The sequence below is a fragment of the Nocardiopsis exhalans genome (assembly GCF_024134545.1).
Classification (GTDB): domain Bacteria; phylum Actinomycetota; class Actinomycetes; order Streptosporangiales; family Streptosporangiaceae; genus Nocardiopsis; species Nocardiopsis exhalans.
Genome location: NZ_CP099837.1, coordinates 4,888,078 through 4,911,552 on the forward strand (window position 1 = coordinate 4,888,078; position 23,475 = coordinate 4,911,552).

General features: G+C 66.5%; 29 protein-coding genes. All 29 read right to left on the reverse strand.

The window, feature by feature from the left end; all coding sequences use genetic code 11:
- Nucleotides 1–6: 6 nt before the first annotated feature.
- Nucleotides 7–240, reverse strand: a complete 234-nt coding sequence (locus NE857_RS21535) for a hypothetical protein (RefSeq protein WP_254417390.1) — start codon at nt 238–240, stop codon at nt 7–9.
- Nucleotides 237–722 carry a hypothetical protein gene (locus NE857_RS21540; RefSeq protein ID WP_254417391.1) on the reverse strand — a complete coding sequence of 162 codons (486 nt, stop codon included), beginning with the start codon at nt 720–722 and terminating at the stop codon, nt 237–239. Before NE857_RS21540 ends, NE857_RS21535 begins: the two co-directional genes overlap by 4 nt.
- Nucleotides 719–1,150 (reverse strand): hypothetical protein, encoded by a 432-nt coding sequence (locus NE857_RS21545; protein ID WP_254417392.1) that lies wholly within the window; start codon nt 1,148–1,150, stop codon nt 719–721. The genes NE857_RS21540 and NE857_RS21545 overlap by 4 nt, the downstream gene beginning before the upstream one ends.
- Nucleotides 1,143–1,595 carry a hypothetical protein gene (locus NE857_RS21550; protein ID WP_254417393.1) on the reverse strand — a complete coding sequence of 151 codons (453 nt, stop codon included), beginning with the start codon at nt 1,593–1,595 and terminating at the stop codon, nt 1,143–1,145. The genes NE857_RS21545 and NE857_RS21550 overlap by 8 nt, the downstream gene beginning before the upstream one ends.
- Nucleotides 1,596–1,986: 391 nt before the next feature.
- A complete protein-coding gene (locus tag NE857_RS21555; protein WP_254417394.1) occupies nt 1,987–3,420 on the reverse strand; it encodes a hypothetical protein in 1,434 nt (477 codons plus the stop codon).
- Between the two features lie 15 nt (nt 3,421–3,435).
- A complete protein-coding gene (locus tag NE857_RS21560) occupies nt 3,436–3,837 on the reverse strand; it encodes a DUF4314 domain-containing protein (protein ID WP_254417395.1) in 402 nt (133 codons plus the stop codon).
- Nucleotides 3,838–3,899: 62 nt separating this feature from the next.
- Nucleotides 3,900–5,003 carry an AAA family ATPase gene (locus NE857_RS21565; RefSeq protein ID WP_254417396.1) on the reverse strand — a complete coding sequence of 368 codons (1,104 nt, stop codon included), beginning with the start codon at nt 5,001–5,003 and terminating at the stop codon, nt 3,900–3,902.
- A gap of 230 nt (nt 5,004–5,233) precedes the next feature.
- Nucleotides 5,234–5,383: a hypothetical protein gene (locus NE857_RS21570; protein ID WP_254417397.1), complete on the reverse strand. Its 150-nt coding sequence runs from the start codon at nt 5,381–5,383 to the stop codon at nt 5,234–5,236.
- The gene (locus tag NE857_RS34325) at nt 5,380–5,514 is read right to left on the reverse strand and encodes a hypothetical protein (protein WP_301184238.1); all 135 of its coding nucleotides are present in this window, start codon (nt 5,512–5,514) and stop codon (nt 5,380–5,382) included. Before NE857_RS34325 ends, NE857_RS21570 begins: the two co-directional genes overlap by 4 nt.
- Before the next feature lie 366 nt (nt 5,515–5,880).
- Nucleotides 5,881–6,117, reverse strand: coding sequence for a hypothetical protein (locus NE857_RS21575; RefSeq protein WP_254417398.1), 237 nt, complete (start codon nt 6,115–6,117; stop codon nt 5,881–5,883).
- 132 nt (nt 6,118–6,249) lie between these two features.
- Nucleotides 6,250–9,012, reverse strand: a complete 2,763-nt coding sequence (locus NE857_RS21580; protein WP_254417399.1) for a UvrD-helicase domain-containing protein — start codon at nt 9,010–9,012, stop codon at nt 6,250–6,252.
- Between the two features lie 305 nt (nt 9,013–9,317).
- Nucleotides 9,318–9,521 carry a hypothetical protein gene (locus NE857_RS21585; RefSeq protein ID WP_254417400.1) on the reverse strand — a complete coding sequence of 68 codons (204 nt, stop codon included), beginning with the start codon at nt 9,519–9,521 and terminating at the stop codon, nt 9,318–9,320.
- Entirely contained in the window at nt 9,518–11,440 is a 1,923-nt protein-coding gene (locus NE857_RS21590; protein WP_254417401.1) for an AAA family ATPase, read from the reverse strand. The genes NE857_RS21585 and NE857_RS21590 overlap by 4 nt, the downstream gene beginning before the upstream one ends.
- Before the next feature lie 159 nt (nt 11,441–11,599).
- The gene (locus NE857_RS21595; RefSeq protein WP_254417402.1) at nt 11,600–13,276 is read right to left on the reverse strand and encodes a hypothetical protein; all 1,677 of its coding nucleotides are present in this window, start codon (nt 13,274–13,276) and stop codon (nt 11,600–11,602) included.
- A 115-nt stretch (nt 13,277–13,391) separates the two neighbouring features.
- Entirely contained in the window at nt 13,392–14,630 is a 1,239-nt protein-coding gene (locus NE857_RS21600) for an AAA family ATPase (RefSeq protein ID WP_254417403.1), read from the reverse strand.
- A 285-nt stretch (nt 14,631–14,915) separates the two neighbouring features.
- The gene (locus NE857_RS21605) at nt 14,916–15,944 is read right to left on the reverse strand and encodes a hypothetical protein (protein WP_254417404.1); all 1,029 of its coding nucleotides are present in this window, start codon (nt 15,942–15,944) and stop codon (nt 14,916–14,918) included.
- Nucleotides 15,945–16,044: 100 nt separating this feature from the next.
- The gene (locus NE857_RS21610; protein WP_254417405.1) at nt 16,045–16,995 is read right to left on the reverse strand and encodes a hypothetical protein; all 951 of its coding nucleotides are present in this window, start codon (nt 16,993–16,995) and stop codon (nt 16,045–16,047) included.
- A gap of 196 nt (nt 16,996–17,191) precedes the next feature.
- Nucleotides 17,192–17,380, reverse strand: a complete 189-nt coding sequence (locus NE857_RS21615; protein ID WP_254417406.1) for a hypothetical protein — start codon at nt 17,378–17,380, stop codon at nt 17,192–17,194.
- A 123-nt stretch (nt 17,381–17,503) separates the two neighbouring features.
- Entirely contained in the window at nt 17,504–17,794 is a 291-nt protein-coding gene (locus NE857_RS21620) for a hypothetical protein (RefSeq protein WP_254417407.1), read from the reverse strand.
- A gap of 3 nt (nt 17,795–17,797) precedes the next feature.
- Complete coding sequence (locus NE857_RS21625) at nt 17,798–18,052, reverse strand: hypothetical protein (RefSeq protein WP_254417408.1); 255 nt, start codon at nt 18,050–18,052, stop codon at nt 17,798–17,800.
- The gene (locus NE857_RS21630) at nt 18,049–18,633 is read right to left on the reverse strand and encodes a DUF4326 domain-containing protein (RefSeq protein ID WP_254417409.1); all 585 of its coding nucleotides are present in this window, start codon (nt 18,631–18,633) and stop codon (nt 18,049–18,051) included. The genes NE857_RS21625 and NE857_RS21630 overlap by 4 nt, the downstream gene beginning before the upstream one ends.
- Nucleotides 18,634–18,814: 181 nt before the next feature.
- Entirely contained in the window at nt 18,815–18,949 is a 135-nt protein-coding gene (locus NE857_RS34330; protein ID WP_301184239.1) for a hypothetical protein, read from the reverse strand.
- Between the two features lie 75 nt (nt 18,950–19,024).
- Nucleotides 19,025–19,552: a hypothetical protein gene (locus NE857_RS21635; RefSeq protein ID WP_254417410.1), complete on the reverse strand. Its 528-nt coding sequence runs from the start codon at nt 19,550–19,552 to the stop codon at nt 19,025–19,027.
- Between the two features lie 69 nt (nt 19,553–19,621).
- Nucleotides 19,622–20,716: a DUF6545 domain-containing protein gene (locus NE857_RS21640; protein ID WP_254417411.1), complete on the reverse strand. Its 1,095-nt coding sequence runs from the start codon at nt 20,714–20,716 to the stop codon at nt 19,622–19,624.
- Entirely contained in the window at nt 20,713–21,129 is a 417-nt protein-coding gene (locus NE857_RS21645; RefSeq protein ID WP_254417412.1) for a hypothetical protein, read from the reverse strand. Before NE857_RS21645 ends, NE857_RS21640 begins: the two co-directional genes overlap by 4 nt.
- Nucleotides 21,126–21,533: a transcriptional regulator gene (locus tag NE857_RS21650; protein WP_254417413.1), complete on the reverse strand. Its 408-nt coding sequence runs from the start codon at nt 21,531–21,533 to the stop codon at nt 21,126–21,128. The genes NE857_RS21645 and NE857_RS21650 overlap by 4 nt, the downstream gene beginning before the upstream one ends.
- On the reverse strand, nt 21,524–21,811 hold the full coding sequence (locus tag NE857_RS21655) for a hypothetical protein (protein ID WP_254417414.1): 288 nt from the start codon (nt 21,809–21,811) through the stop codon (nt 21,524–21,526). Before NE857_RS21655 ends, NE857_RS21650 begins: the two co-directional genes overlap by 10 nt.
- 214 nt (nt 21,812–22,025) lie before the next feature.
- Nucleotides 22,026–23,009 (reverse strand): PIN domain-containing protein, encoded by a 984-nt coding sequence (locus NE857_RS21660; RefSeq protein WP_254417415.1) that lies wholly within the window; start codon nt 23,007–23,009, stop codon nt 22,026–22,028.
- A gap of 120 nt (nt 23,010–23,129) precedes the next feature.
- On the reverse strand, nt 23,130–23,468 hold the full coding sequence (locus tag NE857_RS21665) for a hypothetical protein (RefSeq protein ID WP_254417416.1): 339 nt from the start codon (nt 23,466–23,468) through the stop codon (nt 23,130–23,132).
- Nucleotides 23,469–23,475 lie beyond the last annotated feature (7 nt).

A 23,475-nucleotide genomic window follows, 5' to 3' on the forward strand; every position in this document is an offset into this window, starting at 1 on the left:
TCGGGGTCAGAGATGGGCGTGGACCTCGCGTACCCGATTCAGGCACGCGAGCGCTAGTGCAGCGGTGTCGGAGTCCACATGCACGGCCAGCTCGCCGTCGTAGATGAGGGAAGCGGCCAGGGTCGGGATCCTGGCCATGGGGACGGTGATCTCGATGTCACCGTCGTCGCCGGTGAGGCCGAGGGTCACCCGGTCGTTCGCCTGGTCGATGAGGACCTTGGACACCGCTGTGGCCTTCATGAGTCGATCCTCTTGGGCTCGCCGGGACCGGCTGTGAGGAACGCCCCGTGGAAGTTCCGCAGCTCCTTCTTCGCGTTTGCGTAGAAGTCCTCGTCTTGGTCGGGAAAGGAGCGGCGGATCAGGATCATTGCCCGGTGGACCAAGCGGTCGAGGTCGCGCTTGACCACCAGCCGCTTGCACGCGACGCACGCGGACCAGGCACCGTCGTCCCGTTCCACGATTGAGCTGTCCTCGAACAGGTGCAGGGTCTCGAACATCTGGGCCGTGACAAAGACCCACTGGGGGTTGAGGCCGGAGCAGAAGTCGCACCGGCGTACCGCCTCGGACAGGTCGGCCGGAGCGGGGACGGCCTCGTGGTCGGCGTCGCTGCCGTGACGCCACTCCCAGGAGGTTTCACCCCACTGCTTCCATTCGATCGTGGTGATGCGCTCACCGCAGGTCGCGCACACGGTGACCAGACCGGACGTGGGGTGCTCACTCACTGACCTCCCTCCTTCAGCTCGGGAAGCTGGTCCTTTTGCGCGTAGTAGCGGTCCCAGGTGAAGAGACCCCTGTGGTGGGACAGCAGCGGCTTGCCCTCGGGGGGCAGGTCGAACGGGCCCTTCCCGGTGAGCCTCCAGTGCTCGGCCGCGATCTCGTCGGTCGCGGCGTCGCGCTCGGCCCGGTCGGTGAACACCTGGCAGGTGATGTCGCCTTCGGTGTAGGTAGCCACCGCGTAGACGCCGTACTGCTTATCGTTGAGGTGGACGACGATGACCAGTGGCCACTCGCCGAGGTTCCACATGCCGAGCCCCCAGGCGGGCACGGGTTTCCAGCCGAAGCGAAGGTTCTCCATCCACTCGTGTCCGTCACCGAAGACGGTCGGCGGCAGTACAGGGACGTGCAGGTGTGCAGGGGTCAGCTCAGGCATGGCGCTCCTCCAGTTCCACACCGGGGACGACCTCGTGAGCCGGGGCGGGGGTCCATTCCAGGTCGCGCCTCACCATCAGCCGCGGGGTCGCGCCGGTGCTGACATCGCCGACCTGGAGGGCGGGGTCGGCGGTCCTGGGGATAACCAGGCGCTCCAGATCGGTGAGGCAGAAGGAGTCCCACAGCGCCGCAGCGTTGGGAGCCGGACGCCAGTATCCGTAGGCCATCCACTTCTGCGTGTCGCGGTCCTGCCAGACCTCGGCCACCCACCAGTCGGCGAGGAGCGCCGAGTAGTGCAGGTGGATGACAGTCTCGGCCTGGGCCAGCTCCTCCTGATCGAACTTGCCGGGGATGTCGGCGAGGTTCGCCGGGAGGAAGTCATGCCCCCGCTCCTCGTGCTGCGTCTGGACCGAAGTGGTTTCGCACAGCGGGTTGTTCTCGTACATTGGGACTGCTGCCTTCCTGACTCGTCGGGTGGGACAAGCGCGCCCAGGCCGGGCACGGGTCTCTACTTCGCTCCCGGCCTGGGCGGTCGACACTGACGCCGCTGATCCTGTTGGAGGATGGGACCAGCGGCGTCAGTGCGTTCCGTGGTCGCCCCTTCGGGCGACGGGTAGTGGTGGTCCAGGGCGTGCAGGACCGCGTCCTCCACGGAGCTGTGGAAGCCGATCTCATCAGCGATGCTGTGCGCACCGATCACTAGAACCCGGTACCGCGCAACTGCTGGTGGACCTGGGAGTAGTGGCGGTCCAGGATCGCCGCGATGACGATGAGCGAGTCGGGACTCGGTGCCATGGGCAGCTCCTGGGATCGAGGTGGGCGGTCGTCGAGGCACAGTCAGTCCTGCGCGCGCTCGGCGTCGCGGGTCGAGGGCTGCTCGACTGACTCGACCGGGGGAGGCTGCCACAGCCCGAGCCCGTCGAGGATTCGTCGGAGGAGGGTGGTCCTGGTGGCTCCTGAGTGAGCGGGGCCGGGCCAGGGCCGGGCCAGGGCCCGTTCCTCACGCTCGGAACGCACAGCGGCCCAGTAGGCGAGAATCTCTCGGTGGTCAAGGGCCCGCTCGGAGGCGGCCATCTCTCGGTCGATCGCCTGGTCCAGGCGAGCACAGGCGCTCTCGTCGCCGTGCTCCCGGACGAGCTCGGTGAGCTCGTGGACCGTGACGCGCAGCTCCTCGCTGGCCTGGGGCACCGCCATGATCCGCTCGCGGGCATCAAGGGCGTCAGCGGCCATCGAGGCGTCGGGCGCTTCATGGTCGAGGACGCTCACGTCGATCACCGGCTGGGCCGGGCGGTTCTGCACCCGGCCCTTACGGACGAGCACGTAGGTGTCATTGACGCCGCGGCGCTTGACGTGCTCGTTCCACAAGCGCGCCGTGAGTTCGAGCGCGTAGCAGGCGAGCAGGAAGTGAGGGTCGTACTCGCGCAGGTCCCACTCCCAGGTGCCGGAGCCGACCTCGTCCTCGTGCTCGGCGAGCCATATGCGGGCTTCCGTTTCGCTGTCGGCGTGTCGCCTGGCGTCGTCGAGGATCTCCTCTCGTCGCTCGGCCGGCGTCAGACGTGGGACCTCGACGTCGGCGAGCTCCCTGTAGTCGTGCTCCTCGACCAGGGCGTCGAAGGCCTCGTCGTCGATCCCGTCGACGCTCCAGAGGGCGGACAGGGCGGAGCGGGCCGCCTCGTGGCGCTCCTGCCGCAGCGTCGAGCCTTCAATCTTGGTCGTGCGACGCCCGCCGAGGGCGGCACAGCTCTCCTCGGCGGCCCAGTGCGCGTCGAAGAGCTGCGCTCGCGTGTCCTCGTCGAGGCCGCGCAGCTCGTGGATGCGCGTCAGCAGCGCGATCTGGCGGTCGCGGAACTCGCCAGCCTCGCTGCCGATCTCGTCGTGCCCCTCAAGGTGCTCGCGCACCTGCTGCAGGAACGAGTCGGGGTCGTACGTCTTGACGTCGACGAGACCGTGGCCTTGGATCTTCTCCGCCCAGTAGCCCACGCTGATCGATGGCGCACCGTCGGTGTAGTGCCCCTCGCTCTTGGCTGCGTGCGAGAAGAACGCCAGCATGTCGGGCTCACGGGCGAAGACGTGGCCGTTGGCGATGTCGCCGGAGGTGGCCAGGTGACCCGGCCAGGTCGTGACGTCCCAGGACCACATCCGGGTTCCGGGGGCCTGGACGCGTAGGTGACGATACAGCCCGTCGTCATGGAGGACGTGGAGCTCGTGGTGTTCGGTGTTCCTGCGGAAGTCGGCATAGGCCCGGGTATAGGGGTTGGCGGGGCGCGGCATGAAGCACCTGCTCTTTCAGTGGAGGGGCCGGCAACCGGAGTCGTGGGGCTGCTTCCAGTCCACGCCGCAGTGCGGGCAGTGGTCGTAACCGACGCCGTAGGGCGTGGTGTCGACACCGGTGCCGTGGCAGTCTGGGCAGGTCTGGCCGTCGGGCGACGAACCTCCGGCCCAGCCGCGCTCGGACCGGCCCGTGCCCTTGCAATTGAGGCAGTTCGGACGGTCATCGACGATCTCGTAGAGGTCGGTGGTGAGCAGGCTCAGGCCTCGGCCGGAGTCCCAGTCGACGTGGATCTGGCTGGCTTCGGCATGGACGGAGAGGACCGTGCCGACAGTGCCGACCGGCAGCGATCTCGGGTCCTCGGGCATGGGGCCGGTGAGGCGGACGCGATCGCCGGGTCGCGGAAGTTTCGGAGCCACGGGTCCTCCTCGTTGTGAGTAGCGTGAGCAGGCAGGGACTGGGCGAGTTGGGTGACTGCGCACTAGAAGTCGATCGCATGCTTGGGCGGCCGCTGGAGCAGCACCGACGCACCCGCGAGGTCGTGTCCCTTGTCGTCCTCTCCCGCCTCGACGCGCTCCTGGTCGGTGCGCGTGTCGATGAGCTCGAAGGCACCGGCGGGCAGTGCGTAGCCGTCCGGGGTGGGAAGGGCGTCGCGCATCCGCAGGCGCAGCTCGAGGTCCAAGCGCCAGCTCTCGATCGACTGCAGCGCGTCGCGGTCGAAGAGGTCGAGCTCGCCGACGATCTCGTCGGTGTCGCCGTTGGGCCAGGAGATGACCACGTGGACGGGATCGTGGCCCCGGCGGCTGGTGCGCTTGATGTTGAGGTCGCCGATGATCGCGGCGAAGTCCTCCCCCAGTCTCAGCTCGAAGGCGATGGCGCGCAGGTGGTCGAAGTTGAGGTCGACCTTGCGCGAGAACTCGACGACCGCGGAGACCTCCGCCTCGGCGATCCCGGGCACCTGGTCGCGCAGGTATTCAGCGACGGTCTCGGGCCCTGGGTAGGCGAAGCGCATGTGGTAGTGGAACCGGCCCGGGCGGTTGAGTAGGTAGTCGCTCGTGCGGTGGAGCGAGTTGACCGAGAGGACGTAGAGGCGCTTCGTCGTCGAGAGGCCGTCGAAGAGCGAGAGGAACTGGTTCTGCGCGGCCTCGTCGTCATCGACCGGCGCGAAGACCTTCTCGAACTCGTCGAAGACGACGAGGCATTCGCCGAGTTCGTCGAGGAAGGAGGCGAGGCCAGGCGTCGAGTGCTGGACCAGGACCGTCGGCAGCTTGTGCTCCTCGCGCATCTTCGCGGCGAGCATGCGGATCATCAGCGACTTCCCCATGCCCTTGTCGCCGGAGAGAATGACGCCGAGCGAGCGGTCCATCGCGGCGTAGCCGGTGGCGATCCGGCCCACGCGCCCAGCGTGGCCGCCGTAGACGGCCTCCTCGCCCGGGGCCAGAGGCTCGGTCTCGTGGAGGCTGTAGCCGGTCATTTCCGAGAACTGGATCGTGTACGTCGCGACGGGGAGCCGGTCGAAAGTCTGGACTGAGGCGCCGTACAGGCGCAGAGCGCCTCCGGAGGAGACGATCGTGGTGGCGGGCATGCGTATTCGCTTTCGCAGGAGGGTGTGGGTGGTCGGAGGTTGTACGCCCAGCGCACCGGTATGAGGCGGTCGATGGGCCAGTAGATGCCGTCAGGCTTGTCGAGGATGATGGCCGGGACGTCGCCCGGGGAGCCGAAGAGTTGCTTGGCGCGCTCGACGAGGGGCTGCTGTCGCCCCGCCCGGGACGGGACGTGCTCGACGACGTGGCCGTCGCCTTAATCGGTGATGACCTAGTTCAGGCTCGCCGGGCGCCCGGTGCGTACCGGATGGTGCGTGGTGGACATGTAGATGCTGCTGGTGGCGAGCGCGACGGTCATCACCACGGCGACGATGCCGACCGCAGCAGCGCCGACCAGCCAGGTAAGGCCAGTGCGGTTCATGCGTCGCGCCCTTCGAGGTCGAACAAGTCGTGGGCGTCCCGGACATGGCCTTCGAGACCGCAGTGGTCGCAGTGCACGGGGTTCTCCTTGTGCTCGGTACGGCGGGTGCGGGCCCCGGGTGTCTGCCGCATCCGGGGCCCGCTCGGGTCAAGACTTGTAGCCCGCACGGCGGGCCTTGCTGGGGTCGTGGCCAGCCCAGACGGCAACGCGCCAGGAAGTGTTGGCGTAGTCGTCTCCGGGCTCAGCAGCCTTCAGCACCTCGCGTGTTGCCTCGTCGGCGTTCATTGGCCTGAGCGCATAGAGCAGGTAGGCCTTGTCGATGGTCGCGACGGACAGGGATAGCAGGGGCAGGTAAGGGCCGTTACCAGGGCCGTGAAGCTCGCGACGGCGCTCCGCATACCCAAGCAGTCACAGGGCCTCAGCGGCGTACCACCCGGTGATCTGCCGGGCGGTCGCGGCTTTGTGGTCGGGGGTGGAGCGCAGGGTGGCGAAGCTGGTTATCGGGGCTCGCTCTTGGTGCACTTCTTGCAGACTTTGGTGGCGTCACGGGCGGGCAGGTACAAGTCGACGGTGGCTCCGCAACGGGTACCGAGCCCGACGGCGCCCTCGAGGATGTGCGGGGTTGTTCCGGGTCGGAGGATCCCGTACCTGGTGGTGGCCCCGTCCTCCCGGTCTTTTCTGAGAGCGTCGAGCTCGGAGGCTTCGCGGGGGGTGGCTTCGTAGGTGATGCCCATCAGCTCCTCCGGTGGTGTGCCAGGCTGGTGGTGCGGGACGCCCTCAACCAATCTGAGGGCGCCCCCCGTGCTGGGTCAGCCGCCTTCGGTGATGGCCTGTCGTGCGAGGACGATCAGCTCGTCGGCGGCGGATCACACCGACTGCGGCACGGGCACGCCCGCGGTCTCCTCGTCGTCGACGAGGTCAGGGTCGATGCCCAGTGCCAAAGCGCGAGCATGCTTCTCGCGCTCGGCGGCCTGGGCTTCCCGTTCCACGAGCAGGTTGCCGATGGCCTCGTGAGTCGACACGATCACGGGCTTGTCCGTGGTGCCGTAGGACAGGACGTACTCGGTCTTCTTCGCCCGGGTGAAGGCGACGTAGTAGAGCCGGCGCACGTCCTGGGCCATCGTCTTGTCGTCCTTGTGCAGGATCACGGCGTTGTCGAACTCGAGTCCCTTGACGCCGTGAATCGTCGAGACGATCAGGTCGGCCTTCTCACCGAGGTTCTTCTCCTTGCGCGCCCGGTTGCGGGCGTCCGTCAGCGACTTCTTGACCGCGTTCTGGGCGATCTCGAAGGCCAGGAGGTTGTCGCGCAGGCGGGTGAAGAACTCGGCGGACGGCATGGAGCCCTGGTGGACCAGGTTGACCCAGGCGTTAGTGGTGGTGGCGTTCTCCAGCCACCACTTGGAGACGAGCTCGAGCACGGCGCGCTCGACCTTCGGGTTGCCGGTGTTCTTCGTCAGCTTCTCCATGTTGTCCCGGATGCCCTGAGTGACGACGAACGTGGCGTTGTTCGGCGGCACCTGCAGGACGTCGTTCCAGAAGAACTTGATGTACTTGGAGAAGATGTCGGTGGCGAAGACGCGCTCGGACACCAGTGAGGCGACGTGCCTGTTCGGGTACCTGGACTCGAGCAGCGCCTGCATGAGCGCGACCTCCCGGCGGGAGAACGCCAGGAAGACGACTTGCTCGCCTCGGGCCAGACAGGGATCGACGTACTGCGGAAGCACCCGGTTGGCCAGGAGCGGGCTGAGCTCGTTGGAGAGAAATCCGCGCATCTGGGGCAGGTGCACGTAGTCGAGCCTGACCTTCTCCTCGAACGAGGCTTTGGTCGGTGCCTCCAGCGAGTTGGCCCGCAGCTGGATCTGTGCGAGCTGGTTAGTCTCCAGCTCGCTGAGGACGACGTTGGCGAAGTCGAGGATCTCCTGGTTGCTCCGGTAGTTCGTCGTCAGCTCGTAGGTGGCGAACACACCCGAGCCTTCGAGCGTGTTCAGAGCCCGGGGGTTGGCCGAGCGGAACTCGAACAGGGTCTGGCTCGCGTCGCCGACGATGTACAGCGACTGGAGGTGCTTGGCCACGTACTTGAGCATGTAGATGAACTCGAAGACCGAGTTGTCTTGGACCTCGTCGATGATGAGGTGGCGGCAGGCCACGTGGGTGGGCTCGACCATCTCGTCGATGCGCTGGTAGCAGATGATGATCTCCAGCTCCAGCGAGGTCTGCCCGATGGCGTCGAGCATGGCCATGACCCGGTCGTAGTGGCGCTCGACGAAGGTGTTGAGCGACGTCGCTGCCCCGATCTTGTTCTTGTCCACGTCGAGCAGGCGCGCGCGGAAGTCTGCGGCGACCTGGTCGGTGGGGAAGAAAATCTCGAGCGAGTTGATGATGGTATCGATGCTCGAGATGTCGTGGCCTGGGTGGTTGAGCTGGTAGATGTCGTTGATCATCGCCGCGATGGTCATCGACCCCACGTCGGGGTTGCGCTCCTTGATGTTGTCGGCGGCGGCGTTGGTGAACGACAGGACCGTGATGTCGACCGGGTCCACCCCGCAGGCCACGAGGTGGGCAATGCGCTCGATGATCGTCGAGGACTTGCCGGTGCCCGCGCCAGCGCGCACCATCACCAGCGGTTCGGTGGTCGAGACGCAAGCGACCTGCTGCGGCGACAGGTACTCCGGCAGGGCCGGAGGCGGGTCGGGCGGGACCAGGCGCGCCAGCTGCGGCTTGATCGTGTCGAGTCCGGCCAGGGTGTGGTTCATCAGCAGATTGAGGTTCTGCTTGGCCAGAACCTGGGCGACGTCGGAGTCGAAGGCCGCGGTCAGCGCCCGGTGGATGCGACCGTAGGCCTCCAGCGGCACGCTGTAGTTCTCGAGGTAGCGCAGCTGGATGGCCAGCGCGTTGAGCACATCCTTGTCCGGGAAGGTGACGTCGGCGATGTAGGCGTCGACTTCGGCGGCGATGGCCTCCGAGGACCAGGTCTCGGCCAGGCGCACGATCCGGTCGTGGATCGGGTACCCGTTCATCCACGCGTCGAGGGCGTTGAGGTTCGTCGCGGCGATGCCCAGGCGGCCCAGCGCCAGGGAGATCGCGTCAGCGGCCGTCTCCATCGGACTGGTGTCCCAGTCGAGGATCACCGCAGCGTCGGTGACGGCGAGGTTGGTGTCCTCGGTCAGGCGCACGACGCGCTCGGGCTCGATCATGCCGACGCGCATGAGCACGAGTTCGGTGCGGTATTGGATGGTGAGCTCGTGCTTGATCGGCTTGGAGGACTTGTCCTCGCGCAGCACCAGCGCCTGGGGGGTCATGTCGAACACAGCCTCCCAGTCGTCGGAGTCGGTCTCGACGACGAAGCGATCATCCACGTCAGGCGTCGGCAGCGTCGCGGTGGACAGGGTTTCGAGCGCGCGGCGAGTGATGCCAGCCAGCGGCACGGTCACGACAGTGATGTCGTGCTGGGTAGTCGTGGTCTTGAGCTCGATCCGGGCCGGGGTCTCGATGCTGGTCGTGTCGAGGGGGAGCAGCCCCTGGTGGAGGCGGCCGGTCTTCTTGCCCGAGCCGTTGAGCTTGGAGCTGAAGAACTTCGCGTCGACCTTCTTGGCCTGCGTCGGGTCGAGGTCGTCAAGCAGCAGAGGCATGGGTGTCGTCCTTAGGTGAACGCGGCGGGCGGGTCAGCGAGGACTGACCAAAGGGAAAGATGATTACACTCATCAATTGAATGATGGCATTAATGCATAGGGGAAGGCATTAGATAAATCATCGGAGAAGGGTGAGTGGAGGGAAAGAGCACGTCAGAGGCAGAGCCCAGGCCGCCAGGCAGCCTGGGCTCTGCTCCTCTCAACCCACCCGCAGGGGCCGTAAGGCCCCTGTCCGTCCCGTGCACACCCGAGTGCATGGGGATCATGTGGATCCGCCTTACCCTCCGCAGGACGGATCAGCGGCGTCAGTCGCGGCGGTCGACGAGGGCGAACGGCTCGGGGATCGCCTTGGCGATGCGACCCGAGGCCTCGGTGCGCAGCAGGCCGAACATGCGGCCCAGCTCGTGGCAGTCATCGCAACGGGCGCCGGAGTACACACTCCGGCACCCGACCTCGGCGATCTGCTTGACCCTGTCCTCGGACTTGACGGTGGAGATAGTCGTGATCACTCGTGTTGGTCGATCGTGCGGGCGATCGCCGCGCTGGGCTGGGTCTTCGCAGCCTGGGCTGCCATGAGCCGGTCCTCGATCCAGGACCGGACCGCCCTGCCTGCGGGCCGGGCTCCCTGGGAATCGACGTAGGCGGTCTCGGCCAGGGCCTGCAGCTCATCGTCGGGCATCGCAGCAGGCAGGACCTGGGCGAGCCTTGGCTTGGCGTCGACGATCTGCGCCACTTGACTCTCGTAGTCGGCGGCCATGATCTGCCGGAACGCGACCTTGTCGATCTGGTTGAAGCCCACGATCAGCGAGAACCGCCCCAGCAGTTCGGGCTCGAAGTGCTTGGCGAGCTCTGAGTTCAGGTTCTGCTGCGAGACGACCCTTGGGCCTGAGATGAAGCCGATCGAGCTGCTGCTGAGAGCTTCGCGGGCCGCATTGGTCGTGACGATGACGACGGCCTTGGAGAAGTCGAGCAGCTTGCCGTGCGCATTGCGGATGTAGCCCTCGTCGAAAGCCGAGAGGAACAGTCGCTGCACAGCCATGTCGGCCTTCTCGAACTCGTCGAGCAGGACGACGCGGTGTGGGTTGGACTCGAGCGTGTCGAAGGGTAGCTCCTGATTGGAGTCGGACCCGATGTAACCCGGAGGCGCTCCGATAATCTTCGCGGTCGAGGACGGGGTGTGGTACTCCGTCATGTTGAGCACGATCGGCTCCTGGCCGGTCATCTGCTCGGCGAGGATCTTCGCGGTCTCGGTCTTGCCCGAGCCCGAAGTGCCAGCGAACAGGCACGTGAGCGGGGTCTTCGTCGGGAACAGCCCGAGCTCCTCGCGCGCAATGCGGTCGGCGACCTTCTCCAGGACCTCGTCCTGGCCCTGGAGCCGATCGAGCAGCGTCGTGCGCAGCGTCGCGGCGTCGAAGTCCGGGCGTTGGGCGTTGCCTGTCATCAGTGACTTGGCGACGTCGAGGACGCGCGTGGCCGTCAAAGGCACCTGGGGAATCGCCTGTAGGGTCGCCACCAAGGCCCGGTCACCAGCGGCCTCGGCCTGGGTGATGAGCTTGTTCTGCTCCAACACGCGGTCGGCCATCGAGCGGTCGAGCAGCGTGATGGCGCTGTCGGGCCGGTGGGCGCTGACCTTCGAGTTCGCCTCGGCGATCTTGACCGTCTCGGCCAGCACGTCGTCGGAGACTGCGATCTGGTGGCGGTAGTGCGCCATCAGGCCGGGCCGGACGGTACCCAGGACCGCGAGCGTCTGCTCGACGGTCAACTCGTCGACGATGAGCTGGGTGAAGCGGCGGGCGAAGGCCGGATCCTCGTCGAAGGCCCGCGACTCGTTCGAGGTGGTCGCGCCGATGACGCTCATCTGCCCGCGGGCCAGCGCCGGTTTGAGGATCTGGCTGATCTTGCGGTTGGTCGGCTCGCTGTGCGAGCTCGATCCGCCGGTGATCTGGTGGATCTCGTCGATGAACAGGAGGGCCTTGTTCTTCGGGTCCGAGGCGAAGTCGACGACGGCCTGGACCCTCTCCTCCAGCTGACCGACGATGCCGGAGCCGGCGACGAGGTTGGTCACCGGCAGCTCGTAGACCGTACAGTCCTTGAGCTGGTCCGGGATGAGCGAGTCGCCGAGGGCGATGCGGCGGGCGATATCCTCGACGATCTTGGTCTTGCCGACGCCAGCCAAGCCCTTGAGTAGGACGTTGGGTTTGTTCTTGCTGATGAGGGTGGCCAGCGTCTGCTCGATGAGCGTGTCGCGGAAGAGGGTCGGTTCGGCGTTCTTGAACTTTTCGTTGTAGTCGACGAGCAGCTCCTGGGTGGTGTCCTCGCTCTGGCCGCCCGGGGCAAAAGGGCCGCCCATGCCGACGCCGATGCCGCCGGTCGGTGGGCCGCTGTTGTTCGCGTCGTCGTTGCCCTGGGTGAAGTTGGACAGTCCCATGGCGGGGCCTCCTTCGGTGGGTGCCGGGTCGAGGTGGCGCTGAGGGGCGCGAGCGATCCAGGCGGTGGGTGCGGACGGATGAGAGATGGGGTGGCCGATCCCGCAGCGCCGCCTGTCGGATCAGGATGCGCTGCGGGCCTCAGCCGTGCGCTGGGCCGGTCAGAGCACCATGCCCAGCAGCTTCTGGCGGATCGACGGGTCGATGTGGCGCATGCCGTCGGCGAAGTCCGTGGCGGACTGGAGCATGAGGGTCCAGTCCTTGGCAGAGCACGGTGCGTAGTACAGGTTCGCCGGGTGGTCGACTCGGGCCGACGGGGGCGGCCACTCGAAGTCGGTGATCATCAGGCTCAACCGACGCTTACGCGTCGTCGAGGCGTTGATGTAATCCCAGACCTGCTTGAACTCGGTGCCACCGGTGACCTTGGGCACCCGGCGGAACTCCTTCCAGATCTGGCGCAGCGACTTGTTCTCCACCCGCAGCAGCGTCTCCTGCGAGAGGATGTCGCTGAACGAGTTGAAGTACAGGTTGACGTTGAGCTTCTTGGCGATGCGGATGAGCATCATCACCGCCTCCTGGTAGTTCTCCTCGGAGATCGACCCGGAGGTGTCGATGTAGACGTGCAGGTCGGGCATGTACTGCACCGAACTGATCCGGCCGGGCTTGTTGAAGTCGTCCGGGTTGCGCCTGTTCGCCTTGAGGAACGTCGTCTTCGTGGTGCGGTAGACGTTCTGCGACTTGTTGACCTTGCCCATGCGGCGCAGCACGCGGGTGATGTCCTTGAACAGGTCCAGCCTCGTGGGCGGGACCTTGCGGAACTTCACCTGCGCCGAGCGCGAGCCGGGCTGGCCCGGGTGCTGGTTCGCTCCCATGGCCTTGGCCTTGGCGGCGGCCCGCGGCAGCGAGGTCAGCTTGGACAGCGCGGAGTTCGAGACGACCTTCACCGGCGAGGCCAGCGACTGGTTGATGAGGTTCCACTCCCCCGTGACCTGGGGCGCGGAGGCGCGGGCGTGCGCCTCGACGTTGACCAGGACCACGGACTTCGGGCAGAACAGCTCGCCGACCGTGAACGGCAGGACTCCGACGTCGGAGGTCTGGCCGCGCTGCTGGCCGACGTAGGTCATCAGCATGTGCATCAGCAAGCGTGGGAAGGACAGTTCGTCGTTGCCGTCAGAGTCGTCCTTGCGCAGCTGCAGGGACTCGGTGAGCCCTTTGAGCGAGAGCTTGGCGAAGTCACCGACCAGCTTCAGGGTTCTCGCTGGTACCGGCGAACTCGCGCCGCCCAGGGCTTGGGCCTGAGTGGACAGCCAGACCTTGAAGCCGTCGAAGGCAGCGGCGGACTGGAACCAGAACCCGAGCGTGCCCGGGTGGAATGTGTAGGCCAGCGAGGCGAAGAACTCGCTTTCGTCGGCCGAGCCGGCGAGCAGTCCCTTGGCCGCAGGGATCACGTCGGACTGGGCGGTGTAAATCACACGGGGCCCGGGTGCTGGCATCTTGTTCCGCTGCCCCGCCTGGACGGCGAAGAGCTCGCCGACGGGCAGAGGCGTGGCCTGGTCGTAGTTGACCATCGTCTGGCCCAGCAGCTCCTTGGCGGCCTTCTCGGCGCTGGTGTTGACGCTGTCGCCGAAGCAGGACAGGAGGATGCCCGGGACGTCGCCGGTCAGGTCCGTACCGGACCCGTCGACGATCGAGGCGGGCGCGTGCGGGCTTAGCGGCTCGAGCAGCGGGTCCACCAGCGCCTCTTGGAGGGCGGGCATCGGGTTGTAGTCGCCGGTGCACGTGATCGTGTGGACCGCGTCGAGCACGGCCGGCTTCTGGTTGGTGACAGTAATCGTCATCGTGGTGGTCTCCTTCTGAAGTCAAGGGCTGCGGCGATGCGCGGATGGTTCTGCGGGCCGCCGGCGAGGGCGGGGAACGGATTCAGCCGCTCCCCGCTCCGCGGTGCAGCCTCGATCAGAGGAATGCCAACAGGACGGGCTTGGCCGCGTTGACGACCGGCGCGTCGATGTCCAGGAAGGCCTCCAGGTTCTGGCGGTCGACCTGGTGGTTGGTCACCATCTCGATGAGGGTGCGGGTGTGCTCCGGCTCGATCCGTGTGGCGGTCTGCGCCAGCTGCTCGATCAGGCGGGCGTTGTCCGAGTTCTCCTTGAGGGCGTACAGCAGTGCGCCTGAGACCTCTTTCTCGGTGAGCTCTGCGATCTTCTTGGCCAGATCCGTGACCGTGCCCGCAGCCTTGAGCTCGGCGTAGCAGTTCGGCTTCGGGACGTTGACCCTGTTGGCGGCGGCCGGACCCGAGTTCGAGGCGAGGTCCTCGGCGATGGTGGCCACCACCTGGGTGGTGAACATGGTGTCGCCGGTGTAGGCCTCGATGATCTCGTTGAGCTCGGAGGTCTCACGCCCGCCGATCTGGACCGGGGTCGCCAGGTGGCTGGCCAGCTCCTGGCGGTCGGCTGCGTTCAGCCACTTCGACAGGTAGTCGATCGTGCGCGGCGTGGTGAGCTGGTTCATCTCCTCGCCGCCGTCGAACAGCTCGGCCATGGTGACGTTGCCGTCGTCGTCCTCGTCCTGGCCATCGGCGACGATCGCGTTCGGCGTGGACTTCTGGAAGACCAGCGCCGGGTACTGCGTGAGCACCTTCTTCACCCACGGGTTCAGATGCGGGACGACAGACATCAGGGTCGAGGCGTCGGGCTCCACGTGGAAGATGGCGAACCGGGACAGACTCGCCTCGTCCAACGTGGTGACGTTGCCCTTGTCGTTGCCAGCGACGACGATACGTATGTTCTTCGGTAGCTCGACATGGCCCATGCGGCGCAAAGTCACCAGGGTGAGCGCGCCGGAGGTCACGTCCGAGGTCGTGCGGTTGATCTCGTCGAGGAAGAGGATCGGCCACTCGCGAGGGTTGGTCTCGGCGTAGTCGATCGCTTCCTGGATGACCTGGTGGGGGTAGAAGACCTGCTTGTAGCTGTCGGTGCCGTCGTCCTTGACGTAGGGCACGAGGCGCGCGCCGGTGAGGTCGGCCTTGTCAGCGAGCTGGTTGCAGGGCAGGACGAAGGCTTTGGTGTTCATGCTGTAGGCGAGGTCTTCGACGAAGGAGCTCTTGCCGATGCCGGGCTCACCCATGAGCGCAGGTGTCGCGCCGACCTCGAGGGATTGCCGGACGAGCTTGGCCAGGGTGTCGTTGAACTTCACAGTGAATTCCTTTGATCATGGGTGAGAGGGGCTTCTTGGACCACCGGGACGGGCGTTGCGGGCAAAGGGAGGGAGGCAGAGCTCGGGCGTGCTCGGAGAACTGTTCGCGGATCACGTCAGCGGGCTGGCGGGGGCCGTGGAGCCGCTCATGACGGGTTCGTCTCTGTGGTCGAGAACGAAGACCTTTGCAGTGAGGCGGTGCGGTCCTGCCTCAGCACCGCCTCCATCCCCGGATCGCGTTTCGCGATCCAACCCCTGTCCCGGGCAAAGCCGGGCCAGCAGCGTTCAGACATCTCCGACGGAGCGCTCCTGCGCCCGCGTCTGCCGATCGGCGACCAGCGAGGCGGCGCGGTCGAGCAGATAGGGTCGCCCGTTACGCGTCTCTGTGTGCTTCGCTCGCTTGGGCAGCACCTCGACGGCAGCGGTGTAGAGGAGCCAGGCCTGGTCGCTGGCCGAGTAGCTCCTCTGCCTCATCCCGGCATGGAGGTTCATCGCCTGAACCTGTTCGGCGTAGAGCGTGCCGAGGACGGAGAACTCCCAGCGGGAGCGGTCGTGGTCGAAGTCGGACAGGTCCTTGCGCCGGTCCTCGGAGCCAGCAACCACCGCGGCGACGATGTCGTGCGCGCCGGGGATATCGGGCATGTCCTCGTCGGTGACGATTTCACCGGCGGACCCGGCAGCGCTGGCGCGTGCGTTCTCAGCCAGGGCGGCGTAGAGGTCCTCGAGCGAGGCGAAGCGGGTCGGCGGCCCTTCACCCGCGAGCCCTGTATCCACGGGCCTGCGGGTGAAGGTGATCCAGTGGTCGAGGAGGATCTCGAACCATCCGTTCCTCTCGCGCAGGACGCGCTTGTGGGCAGCGTGCGGAAAGTCGTGGAGGTTCTTCGGCCGCGGCATGACCAAGTGGTAGCCGCGCCCCGACATCGAGGTCTCGGCCCAGAGGACGCCGGGCAGACGTAGCAGGTCAGCCGCGAGGTCGGGCGGACAGTCGGGCTCGACGTCGACGACGACGACACCGTCGCTGTGCGACTGTAGGTAGTAGGCGTGGTTGGCCGCCTTGGGCAGGGCGGCGACGAGTTCGCCGAGGCTCATCAGGCAGGTCGAGTCGAGGGTGAAGGCCCCGCGCAGAGGGCCCTCGTGCTGGCACCCGGGACGGCAGCCCTCGAGGAGATGGCGGACGTCGATCGGTGCCTTGTGCCCGGAGGCGGGGTCGTCGCCGAGCCGCCCGGACACCGTCCAGCGCCGAACGGGGGCCAAGGTCTGGATGGTCGGGTTGGCGTAGAACTCCGGGAAGAGTGCGAGCGGATCGACGGTCACATCAACTGCCTTCGTGTGTGGGTGGGTCAGGGGAAGAAAGACGAGACCCCGCGCTGGTGTGCAGAACGGGGCCTCGTCGATCGGTCATGGGTGCGTCCGCTCAGCCGTTGTAGGCGATCCCGGCCTGGGGCTGCTGCGGGGCCCAGGGGTTGCTCGGGTCCGGAGTCCCGATGGCCGAGGCGACGTCCTTGGCCGCCTCGTTCTCGGCGCGCAGCCTGGCGTTCTCGGCCTCGATGCGGGCGAGCTTCTGCTCGGCGGTCTCCTCGGCCTGGACCGGGACGGGCTGCGCCTGCGCCTGCTGAAGAACCTGCGGCTGGGCGACGGGGGCCGGAGCGACCTGCTGTGCAAACGGAGCCGACTGGGCCGGGGCCTGCTGGACCTGACCGGCCGGCTGAGGAGCAGGGAAGGACAGGCCGGAGGCCTGGTCGACCTCGGTGCCCACGGGCTCGGCCTCACCGACAGGAGTAGCTTCGTTGGACGGCACGGCCTGCATCGGCTGGACCAAGGTAATGCCACGCGCCTTCAGCTGGGCCTCGTCGACGCCGCCGGGGGTGTAGTAGCGAGGGGCCTCGTTGACGAGCACGTGGGTCAGTCCCAGACCGCGGTTCTCCTGGTCTCTGGCCTTGTACACCTCCAGGACGAGGGTGACGTCGAGCCCGCGGGCGAGCTCCTGGCCGCTGAAGTCCTGGACGAAGCCGCCCTCACCGGGGATCCCGATGCTGGGCAGGTTGATGCCCTTGGAATCGATCGAGTAGCTGAGGCCGTCCTCGGGCTTCTTCTGCGAGATGTAGCAGCGCTCGGCGACGTACTGCTCCTCGAGAGTCGGGTTGTCGGGGTCGGCATAGATGACCTGCACTCCGCCACTGATGGTGGCGGTGGTGTACGGACTGGTGATGTCGTACTTCATTCCGGCCTGGCGGCGGCGGGCGTTGGCGAGCGCGAGTTCCTTCCCCTCGATGCGGCGGGTGAGGCGGGCGAAGGTGAGCTTGCCCCGGATGGTGACGACGGAGCCCTCGGTGAGCTGGTCGGCGCGGACGGTGTTGTTGGCCATGTGCGATTCAACTTTCTGCTGGGCAGCCAGTGGTCAGGCACTCAATGAATTCACTGATCATTGAATTACTATTCTATCAATCCATTTCATGGAGATCTATTCTTGTATGAGTGGATACGAAAATGGTCGACCAGATCGCGATTGTGCGATCCGGTCGGCCGATGGATGAAGTGGGTCCGGTTTTTGGAGTGCGGCTTCAGCGCAGTGCGCCGAGCGCTTCGCTCAGGGTTCGGAGGCGCTCGATCTCGACTTTCATCGCGGCGACGTCGTCAGGCGAGTAGTCCTGCAGGGAGTCGAGCTGGGAGCCACCGAGCAGCGCGATCCTCGCGGTGACAAGGCCGAAGGCACCGCCAACGCTGAGAGCGACGGAGAGGATCTCGCGCAAAGCCTTCTCGTGTGAGATACGCTCCCCATCGCCTGACCAAGCGCGTCCAACGACTCATCGTCGATCTACTTGAGCGCGTGCGCCGTGATAACGGCCTGGGCAGCGGAGACGGCCAGATCGGGCTCATCCATGAGGGCTACCCCCGTCGTCAGGCCGCAGCGTCGGGGTCTGGACGTCGAGCCAGGCCTGCATCGCCTCGAGGGCGGTGGAGACGTCGTCGCTCTCATCGAGGCGGATGAGATCGGTCCAGCCGAACTGTGTGAGCGTGGCGACGTCGAACTCACCGCGGCTGGCCTCGGTAACCCGGTACAGGCCCGAGCCAGCTACCTCGTAGATGGTCCGGCCGGGCCTGTGCGCTTCGCGGGACCGCTCGTACTTGACGGGCAGCTGTGATGCGCGGAGAGGGAGGGCCATGGGCTACTGCTCCTGTCGGTCGCAAATGTCGAGGACGATCCGTGCCGCCTGGTCGTGGGTCTTGGGCACCCCGGTGCGCAGGTCCTCACCGGACACGACGACCTCGGCGCTCGGGCCGTGTGTGAGCCGGTAGCCCCACAGGCCGCCGTAGGAGCGGCCCAGGGTGCCGCCGCCGATCTTGTAGACCCCGACCTCGCCTTGCCTATAGGCGATGGTGAGCTCGACGAGATGGGGGTCGAAGACGCCGCCGGCGGTCATGATGCGAGGGCCTTCTTCTTGACAACAGGGGCGAGCTGGGCGTGGACGTCGGCCATGCGCACGGCGGAGCCGGAGCGGGCGCGGATCCAGTCGCCGATGACAGCGCAGGAGTTGCCGACCATCCAGCGCATGGGGTCGGACGCCTCCAGGACAGTGCCCGCGGGGCCGGGGTCGGTGACCCGCAGGCGGAACCGGCAGAGGCTCCCTTGGTCGTCCCAGAAGGTCACCCGAAGCCAGAGGCCGGGGGCGTCGACAGCCGGGACGTGGCCGGGGCGAGCGGTCTTGAGGTGGGCCAGGGTGAGCAGCACTCCCCCGTGGCAGTACCCGGCGGGGCAGGCGCAGACCAGGTCGCAACCAGCGAGCTCGCCGACGTGCTCGCGGATCCACCGCGCGCGCTTGTCCGGGGCGTGGAGAACCCACTTGTCGAACTGCTCGACGATGTCTTGGCGCGTGCCATCGCGCCGGGCCCTGAACGGGGTCGCCCATGGCGATCCGGGACCGATGTCGACGGCGTCGGCGGGCCTGTCGCGGTCCTTGATCCGCCAGAGGCGGCCCGGCGCGTGCAGACGGGCGATGGTCATGGCGACCTCCTGGTCAATCACGGAAAGCGGCGAGCGGTCGGGGCTCGCCCCAACAGCTCGCCACCCGGGACCGACGTGAGTCGGTCCGGCCCCTGCGCGCCGAGATGGGCGACCCCCTTGACGAAGACGACCCCTGGGCCGGTGGCTCCAGGGGTCGAGGCCTGCAGGAGCAGGGCCCGGCTCACGCGAGGGCCGCGAAGTCGGCCAGGTCCTGGCGGTCGGTGCCATGACGGGGGGTCTGAGAGAACCCGGGGACGGTCGTGATGTGGTCATAGGCGGCATCGCCGACAGAGACGTCGATGACTCTGTAGTCCACGTCCTCCTTGAGCCCGTCCTTGTCGCCCAGGTGGTGCTTCGTGGCCGAACCCTGGACGCAGCCGGTCAGGGTCTTCTAGGGGTCACGGGTCCCCTGGTCCTCATCCGGAGGCTCTGGAGAGCCGAGGAGGAAGCCGCGGGCTTCGCCTGCGTCGAGCATGTCGGCGAGGTGGGCGAGGACCATGGCCTTCTGGGTACCGCGACGGTCGGCGACGGGGTCGTAGCCGCGGAGGACCTCCATGTCGATGATCCAGCCATCCTCGGCGTCGGCGAGGGCGGCGAGTTCGGAACCGGCGGGCACGTCCAGCCCGGTCACGAGGTGGTCGAACTCTGGGGTGAGGTCAAGGTGCTGGCCCGGCTCGTCGGTGTAGAGGACGTCGCTACCCACTTGATGCCCCTCGGCGTCGAAAGCCGTGAGGAAGACCCTGTCGGCGCGGGCGATGTTGTCGACGTGGACGGCGACGACCGCCTCATCGTCGAAGAAGTCGGTGGTGGCAAGCCTCTCGAGCGTGCGAGCCCGGCCGTGGTGGGACGACAAGAGCCGCTTGGCTTCGGCGAAGCCGGCGAACTCGTCTCCGTTGGGGGTCGGGGGGTGGTCTGTCATGATCCGAGACTTTCACATGAGTGGAAACTTTTCCACACATGAAGAAAAGAACCTTTAAGGGCCTACTCCTCAGGCCGCGAGCCACTCTGAGCTGGTGTCGAGGCTGTCGCGGATAGCGCAGAGTTCGATGACCGCGTCCTTGAGCATCGGGTCGGCGGGCGGCACGAGGCGTAGCATCGCCCGCGTCGAGAGCTTCACTGGCTCCGGTGGTGCGGCCCCTGTGAGGTGGAGGAGGAGGGCGGCCGACAGGCGCGGGTCCTCGGGATGCCTGGTGTGGATGGCGCTCAGGGCCTCGTCCTCGTCTTTGCGAATGAGGCCCAGACCGTCATTGGTCTCGATGATCAGGCGGGTGAGTCTGGCCCGCGGGTCGGCGTGGCGATCGCAGGGCAAGGGCAGCACCACGTCCGGGTGCAGCGTGGTCACCTGCACCCAGAGCGGGCCGACCACCTCGTCGGCCAAACGTCCGAGGACTTTGTGGCGCAGCCTGCTCAGCCCCTTGTGCGTGCCGCCGAGGACGAACCCGGCGAGGATGATGACGACGGAGAGGCGATACAGCCAGTCACGCACCAGAGTGTCGTTATCGATCTCGCGGTCAAAGAGGTGGGCACAGGAGAGGACGGCGAAGGCGCAAGCGACGACGATGCCGCAGCCGACCACGCCGAGGGCGAGCCTGGCCATGATCGGATGCCGGGAAGACAGAGCTACCCGTGCGCAGGCATGGAGGGTGATGATCGCAGCGGCGATCATCGTCACGAGGTAAAGGCCGTGGTAGACGACCGTCACGGCGTCGCCTCCGTGCTCGGGAAAGCCGTGGATGGCGATGTCGACCGGCTCTGGAAGGGAGAAATAGAGGGCAATCTGGGACAGGCCGGCGAGTGCCGCGCAGGTGTAGACCAGCCAGGGCCCGCAGTTCTCCGAGGAAGCGTCGCGGAAGGAGAGGACGAGGAGGACAGCGACGTGCTGAAGGCCGATGAGCAGGAGGCGCATGATGAGGTCGGCGGCCAGCCATGCCTCGAAGGCGTCGATCTCCCGCAGAACGATGGCGGCGAGCAGCATGTCACTGCCGCAGCGTAGGAGCCGTCCGGGCCGACCCGGTCGGCGATGGATGAGGTGGACAACGAGGACGAGGCTGAACGTACAGGTCAGGACGATGACCGAGGTCATGAACGTCCGTCGGTCCCACCGAGAAAGTCGAGGACGTCGAACCTCTGGCGCCGCATCCTCACCTCGGCCAGCAGTTCCATGCCTGTGGCCTCGGCGCGTGCCTCTTTGGGATCGCTGAACGTGGTGCGTGCGCACACCGCGGGAGCGCTGGCGACGACGTCGCGGTGAAGGATGTGCGCGTACTCATGCATGACCGCCTGGAGCCGGTTGAGCGGCGGGAGGTCGTCGTCGTAGTAGACGTGGGCGACCTCGCCCACCACGACGACCAGACCCGTGACCTGGGCGTGGCGCAGGCGCGACGGGATCGGCTCGACCACGACCCTCAGCCCGTGGAGATCACCGATGGCCTGGCCTAGGGACTCGATCGTGATCGGGTCGGGCCAGGTAATCAGTCTCAGTGGTTCGTCTGTCATGGCTTGTCCTCTTCCCCCGGGACATCGTCGAGCTGCTCGCTGCGGCGTGCGATGTCGATGATCGAACTGATGGACGCGAGCGCCCCGTTGCTCAGACCGTGGACCCTCAAGGCGATGTTGCGCTCGGCCTCGGTCAGCTTGGCCTCGGCGGCATCGGTCTTCTCCTCCTCGTCAACAAAGTACGACAGGGGAACGCCGAAGGCGTCGGCAAGGGCGCGCAGGTGTTGGACACGCGGATTGGTGGCCTGTCCTGAGCGCAGCTGCTGCAGGTAGCTCAGCGACATCGGGGCGATGCCTCGCTGCTTCATCCTGTCGACGATCTCCTGGAGGGTGACGGGTCGGCCTTTGTCGCCAGCGGTGTCGGCGAACAACTTCTCAAGCCTGTGCGCGAGGGTCAGGGGCACGATTCGTCCTTCTTCGTCAATTGCGCGGGACCGCGCGCTGCATCGGATGACACAGCGACGAGGGCCCATGCTAATGGAAATAATTCCATTGGCATAGAAGGTCGACTGGAGCGCGGCCATGCTGAGATGGCTGCGACCCTGCGCGCGAGTCGCGGACCGTCGCAGCAGACCGCGTACTCGCGGCACTGGCCGGGGTGGGTGATGTCCAGATGGTCCATCTCGTAAGCGGCCACGTCGTGGGTGTAAGCGGTAACGGTCTCACTGTCGTCGTTGTTCATGAGCCGACTCCTTCATCGGCAGAGGTGTGGGGCTGAATGCGCAGGGTGGGGAACCTCAGCTTGTCTGGTCGAGGACCCACGCGACTACCTCGGTGTGACCGTAGCGCTCAGCGAGGGTGATGCAGCGGGGGCACGTGACTCGCGGTTGGCTCCGGGTGCCAGCCTCCAGAAAAAGCGGTGGGGGGGCGGCGCATGGCGTCGGCCTGCTCGCGTGTCAGCCCCCCGGTTGGAGCTGGTCATCTCCCGACTGCGCCTGCGGATCGGGGCTGGACTTGTACTCGTCAACGAGGGAAGACCCCCGAGCCTGCCGTTTCGGGTCGAGGCGGTCGAGGGCGAAGTCGAGTTTCGAACCCAGGTCGGCCAGCGCCGAGTGAGCGGTCTCGGGCTTACCCTCGACGATGTCGTCGAGATCGGCCACACGCTTTTCGAAGGTCGTGATGTTCTTCTCCCAGACCTCGATGCGCTTCTTCATCTGCTCGTTGCCGGGGTTCCAGCCATCGACGATCTCGGCGAGCCGATCAAGGTCGGCGTCGAAGCGCTCGCGGTCCCGGCGGAACTCCTTGGGGTGATGGTCGAGCATCGCGGCGGTGGTGTTGGCCGTGCGCGTGGCCCGCCGGTAGTCGCGCTCCTGCATGCGCTCGGTGATCGTCTTCTCCGGCAGCTGATGTTGCTTGAGACGCCATGCGCCGTCGACGTGCGAGGCGAATACGTGCGGCTGCAGGATCGGGGTGCCCCGCCAGCCGGATATTGAGATGAGATCGGCGTCATTGGAGACGACGATCTCAGCTCCTGCCAGATGAGCGAGGTCGAGGATGTAGTTGTCCTCGTGGTCGGTGCAGTCGAGGACCTTCTCCTCGGGTGCTGGTCGAGGCTCGACGACATCTCCGCCAGAGGCGATGGCGATCTCCTCGAGGACGTCGAGGTACTCGTCGGCCCTGTATTCGGAGACGCGTTCCTTGTTGATGAGGACGCGCCTGGTGTTGTTGAGGATGTGCGGCGAGAGCCACAGGCTGAATCCGGCGTTCTGGTCCGTCACCCCGACGCAGTCGGCGGCCGCGGCCCGGGTCTTGGGCGGTAGCCTCGGCCAGTCGTAGGGATCGGGGTTTTGCAGGTAGGCGTCGACGAGGACGTTGACGTCGTAGACGATGGGCGTCCTCGTCGACGAGTCCTGCACCGGGTTCCGATTCGTGCTGGTCATCGTGGCCCCACTCCTTCAGCGACTCACCATTTGAGCCCCCGTTTCGATCACCCCTTCACTCGTCGACCTCATCGCCATTGAGTGCATGGATTACGGGGGCTTCATGGTCCGCCCGGCGTCTCAGTCGGCGGAGTCGTCGATCAGCCGGCCGTAATGGTCGATGAGCGGGACATCCATGTCTCGCCTGGAGCTGATTCCGGTGTAGATGCCTGCCGCGACGTCGATGTATTTCTCGTTGGTGGCGTGCTCCACGCGTGACTGGAGAGTGATCGACTCCAGGCCGGGGATGACCGGGTTCCATGCGCCGGCGTTGTAGGCGTCGTAGTCCTCCTTGCTCAGCGGCGCTCGTTGAGGGGTGACGGCGTCACCTGGCCGGTAAGTCCGCAGCCCCTTGCCGAAGGCCTTGCTCTGGCACTCCTCGCCCTTCGGTGGATCGAGGAAGGTGTCGTAGGTTCCCATACCCTCC

Bases quoted from the DNA above. Each gene is read 5' to 3' on its own strand.
- NE857_RS21580 (WP_254417399.1), bottom strand. From the start codon at position 9,012: ATGCCTCTGCTGCTTGACGACCTCGACCCGACGCAGGCCAAGAAGGTC.
- NE857_RS21620 (WP_254417407.1), bottom strand. From the start codon at position 17,794: ATGGCCCTCCCTCTCCGCGCATCACAGCTGCCCGTCAAGTACGAGCGG.
- NE857_RS21590 (WP_254417401.1), bottom strand. From the start codon at position 11,440: ATGGGACTGTCCAACTTCACCCAGGGCAACGACGACGCGAACAACAGC.
- NE857_RS21565 (WP_254417396.1), bottom strand. From the start codon at position 5,003: ATGCCCGCCACCACGATCGTCTCCTCCGGAGGCGCTCTGCGCCTGTAC.
- NE857_RS21610 (WP_254417405.1), bottom strand. From the start codon at position 16,995: ATGGCCAACAACACCGTCCGCGCCGACCAGCTCACCGAGGGCTCCGTC.
- NE857_RS21575 (WP_254417398.1), bottom strand. From the start codon at position 6,117: ATGGGCATCACCTACGAAGCCACCCCCCGCGAAGCCTCCGAGCTCGAC.
- NE857_RS21645 (WP_254417412.1), bottom strand. From the start codon at position 21,129: ATGACAGACGAACCACTGAGACTGATTACCTGGCCCGACCCGATCACG.
- NE857_RS21595 (WP_254417402.1), bottom strand. From the start codon at position 13,276: ATGACGATTACTGTCACCAACCAGAAGCCGGCCGTGCTCGACGCGGTC.
- NE857_RS21570 (WP_254417397.1), bottom strand. From the start codon at position 5,383: ATGAACCGCACTGGCCTTACCTGGCTGGTCGGCGCTGCTGCGGTCGGC.
- NE857_RS21640 (WP_254417411.1), bottom strand. From the start codon at position 20,716: ATGACCTCGGTCATCGTCCTGACCTGTACGTTCAGCCTCGTCCTCGTT.
- NE857_RS34325 (WP_301184238.1), bottom strand. From the start codon at position 5,514: ATGCGGCAGACACCCGGGGCCCGCACCCGCCGTACCGAGCACAAGGAG.
- NE857_RS21535 (WP_254417390.1), bottom strand. From the start codon at position 240: ATGAAGGCCACAGCGGTGTCCAAGGTCCTCATCGACCAGGCGAACGAC.
- NE857_RS21545 (WP_254417392.1), bottom strand. From the start codon at position 1,150: ATGCCTGAGCTGACCCCTGCACACCTGCACGTCCCTGTACTGCCGCCG.
- NE857_RS21635 (WP_254417410.1), bottom strand. From the start codon at position 19,552: ATGACAGACCACCCCCCGACCCCCAACGGAGACGAGTTCGCCGGCTTC.
- NE857_RS21555 (WP_254417394.1), bottom strand. From the start codon at position 3,420: ATGCCGCGCCCCGCCAACCCCTATACCCGGGCCTATGCCGACTTCCGC.
- NE857_RS21630 (WP_254417409.1), bottom strand. From the start codon at position 18,633: ATGACCATCGCCCGTCTGCACGCGCCGGGCCGCCTCTGGCGGATCAAG.
- NE857_RS21625 (WP_254417408.1), bottom strand. From the start codon at position 18,052: ATGACCGCCGGCGGCGTCTTCGACCCCCATCTCGTCGAGCTCACCATC.
- NE857_RS21665 (WP_254417416.1), bottom strand. From the start codon at position 23,468: ATGGGAACCTACGACACCTTCCTCGATCCACCGAAGGGCGAGGAGTGC.
- NE857_RS21660 (WP_254417415.1), bottom strand. From the start codon at position 23,009: ATGACCAGCACGAATCGGAACCCGGTGCAGGACTCGTCGACGAGGACG.
- NE857_RS21655 (WP_254417414.1), bottom strand. From the start codon at position 21,811: ATGAACAACGACGACAGTGAGACCGTTACCGCTTACACCCACGACGTG.
- NE857_RS21550 (WP_254417393.1), bottom strand. From the start codon at position 1,595: ATGTACGAGAACAACCCGCTGTGCGAAACCACTTCGGTCCAGACGCAG.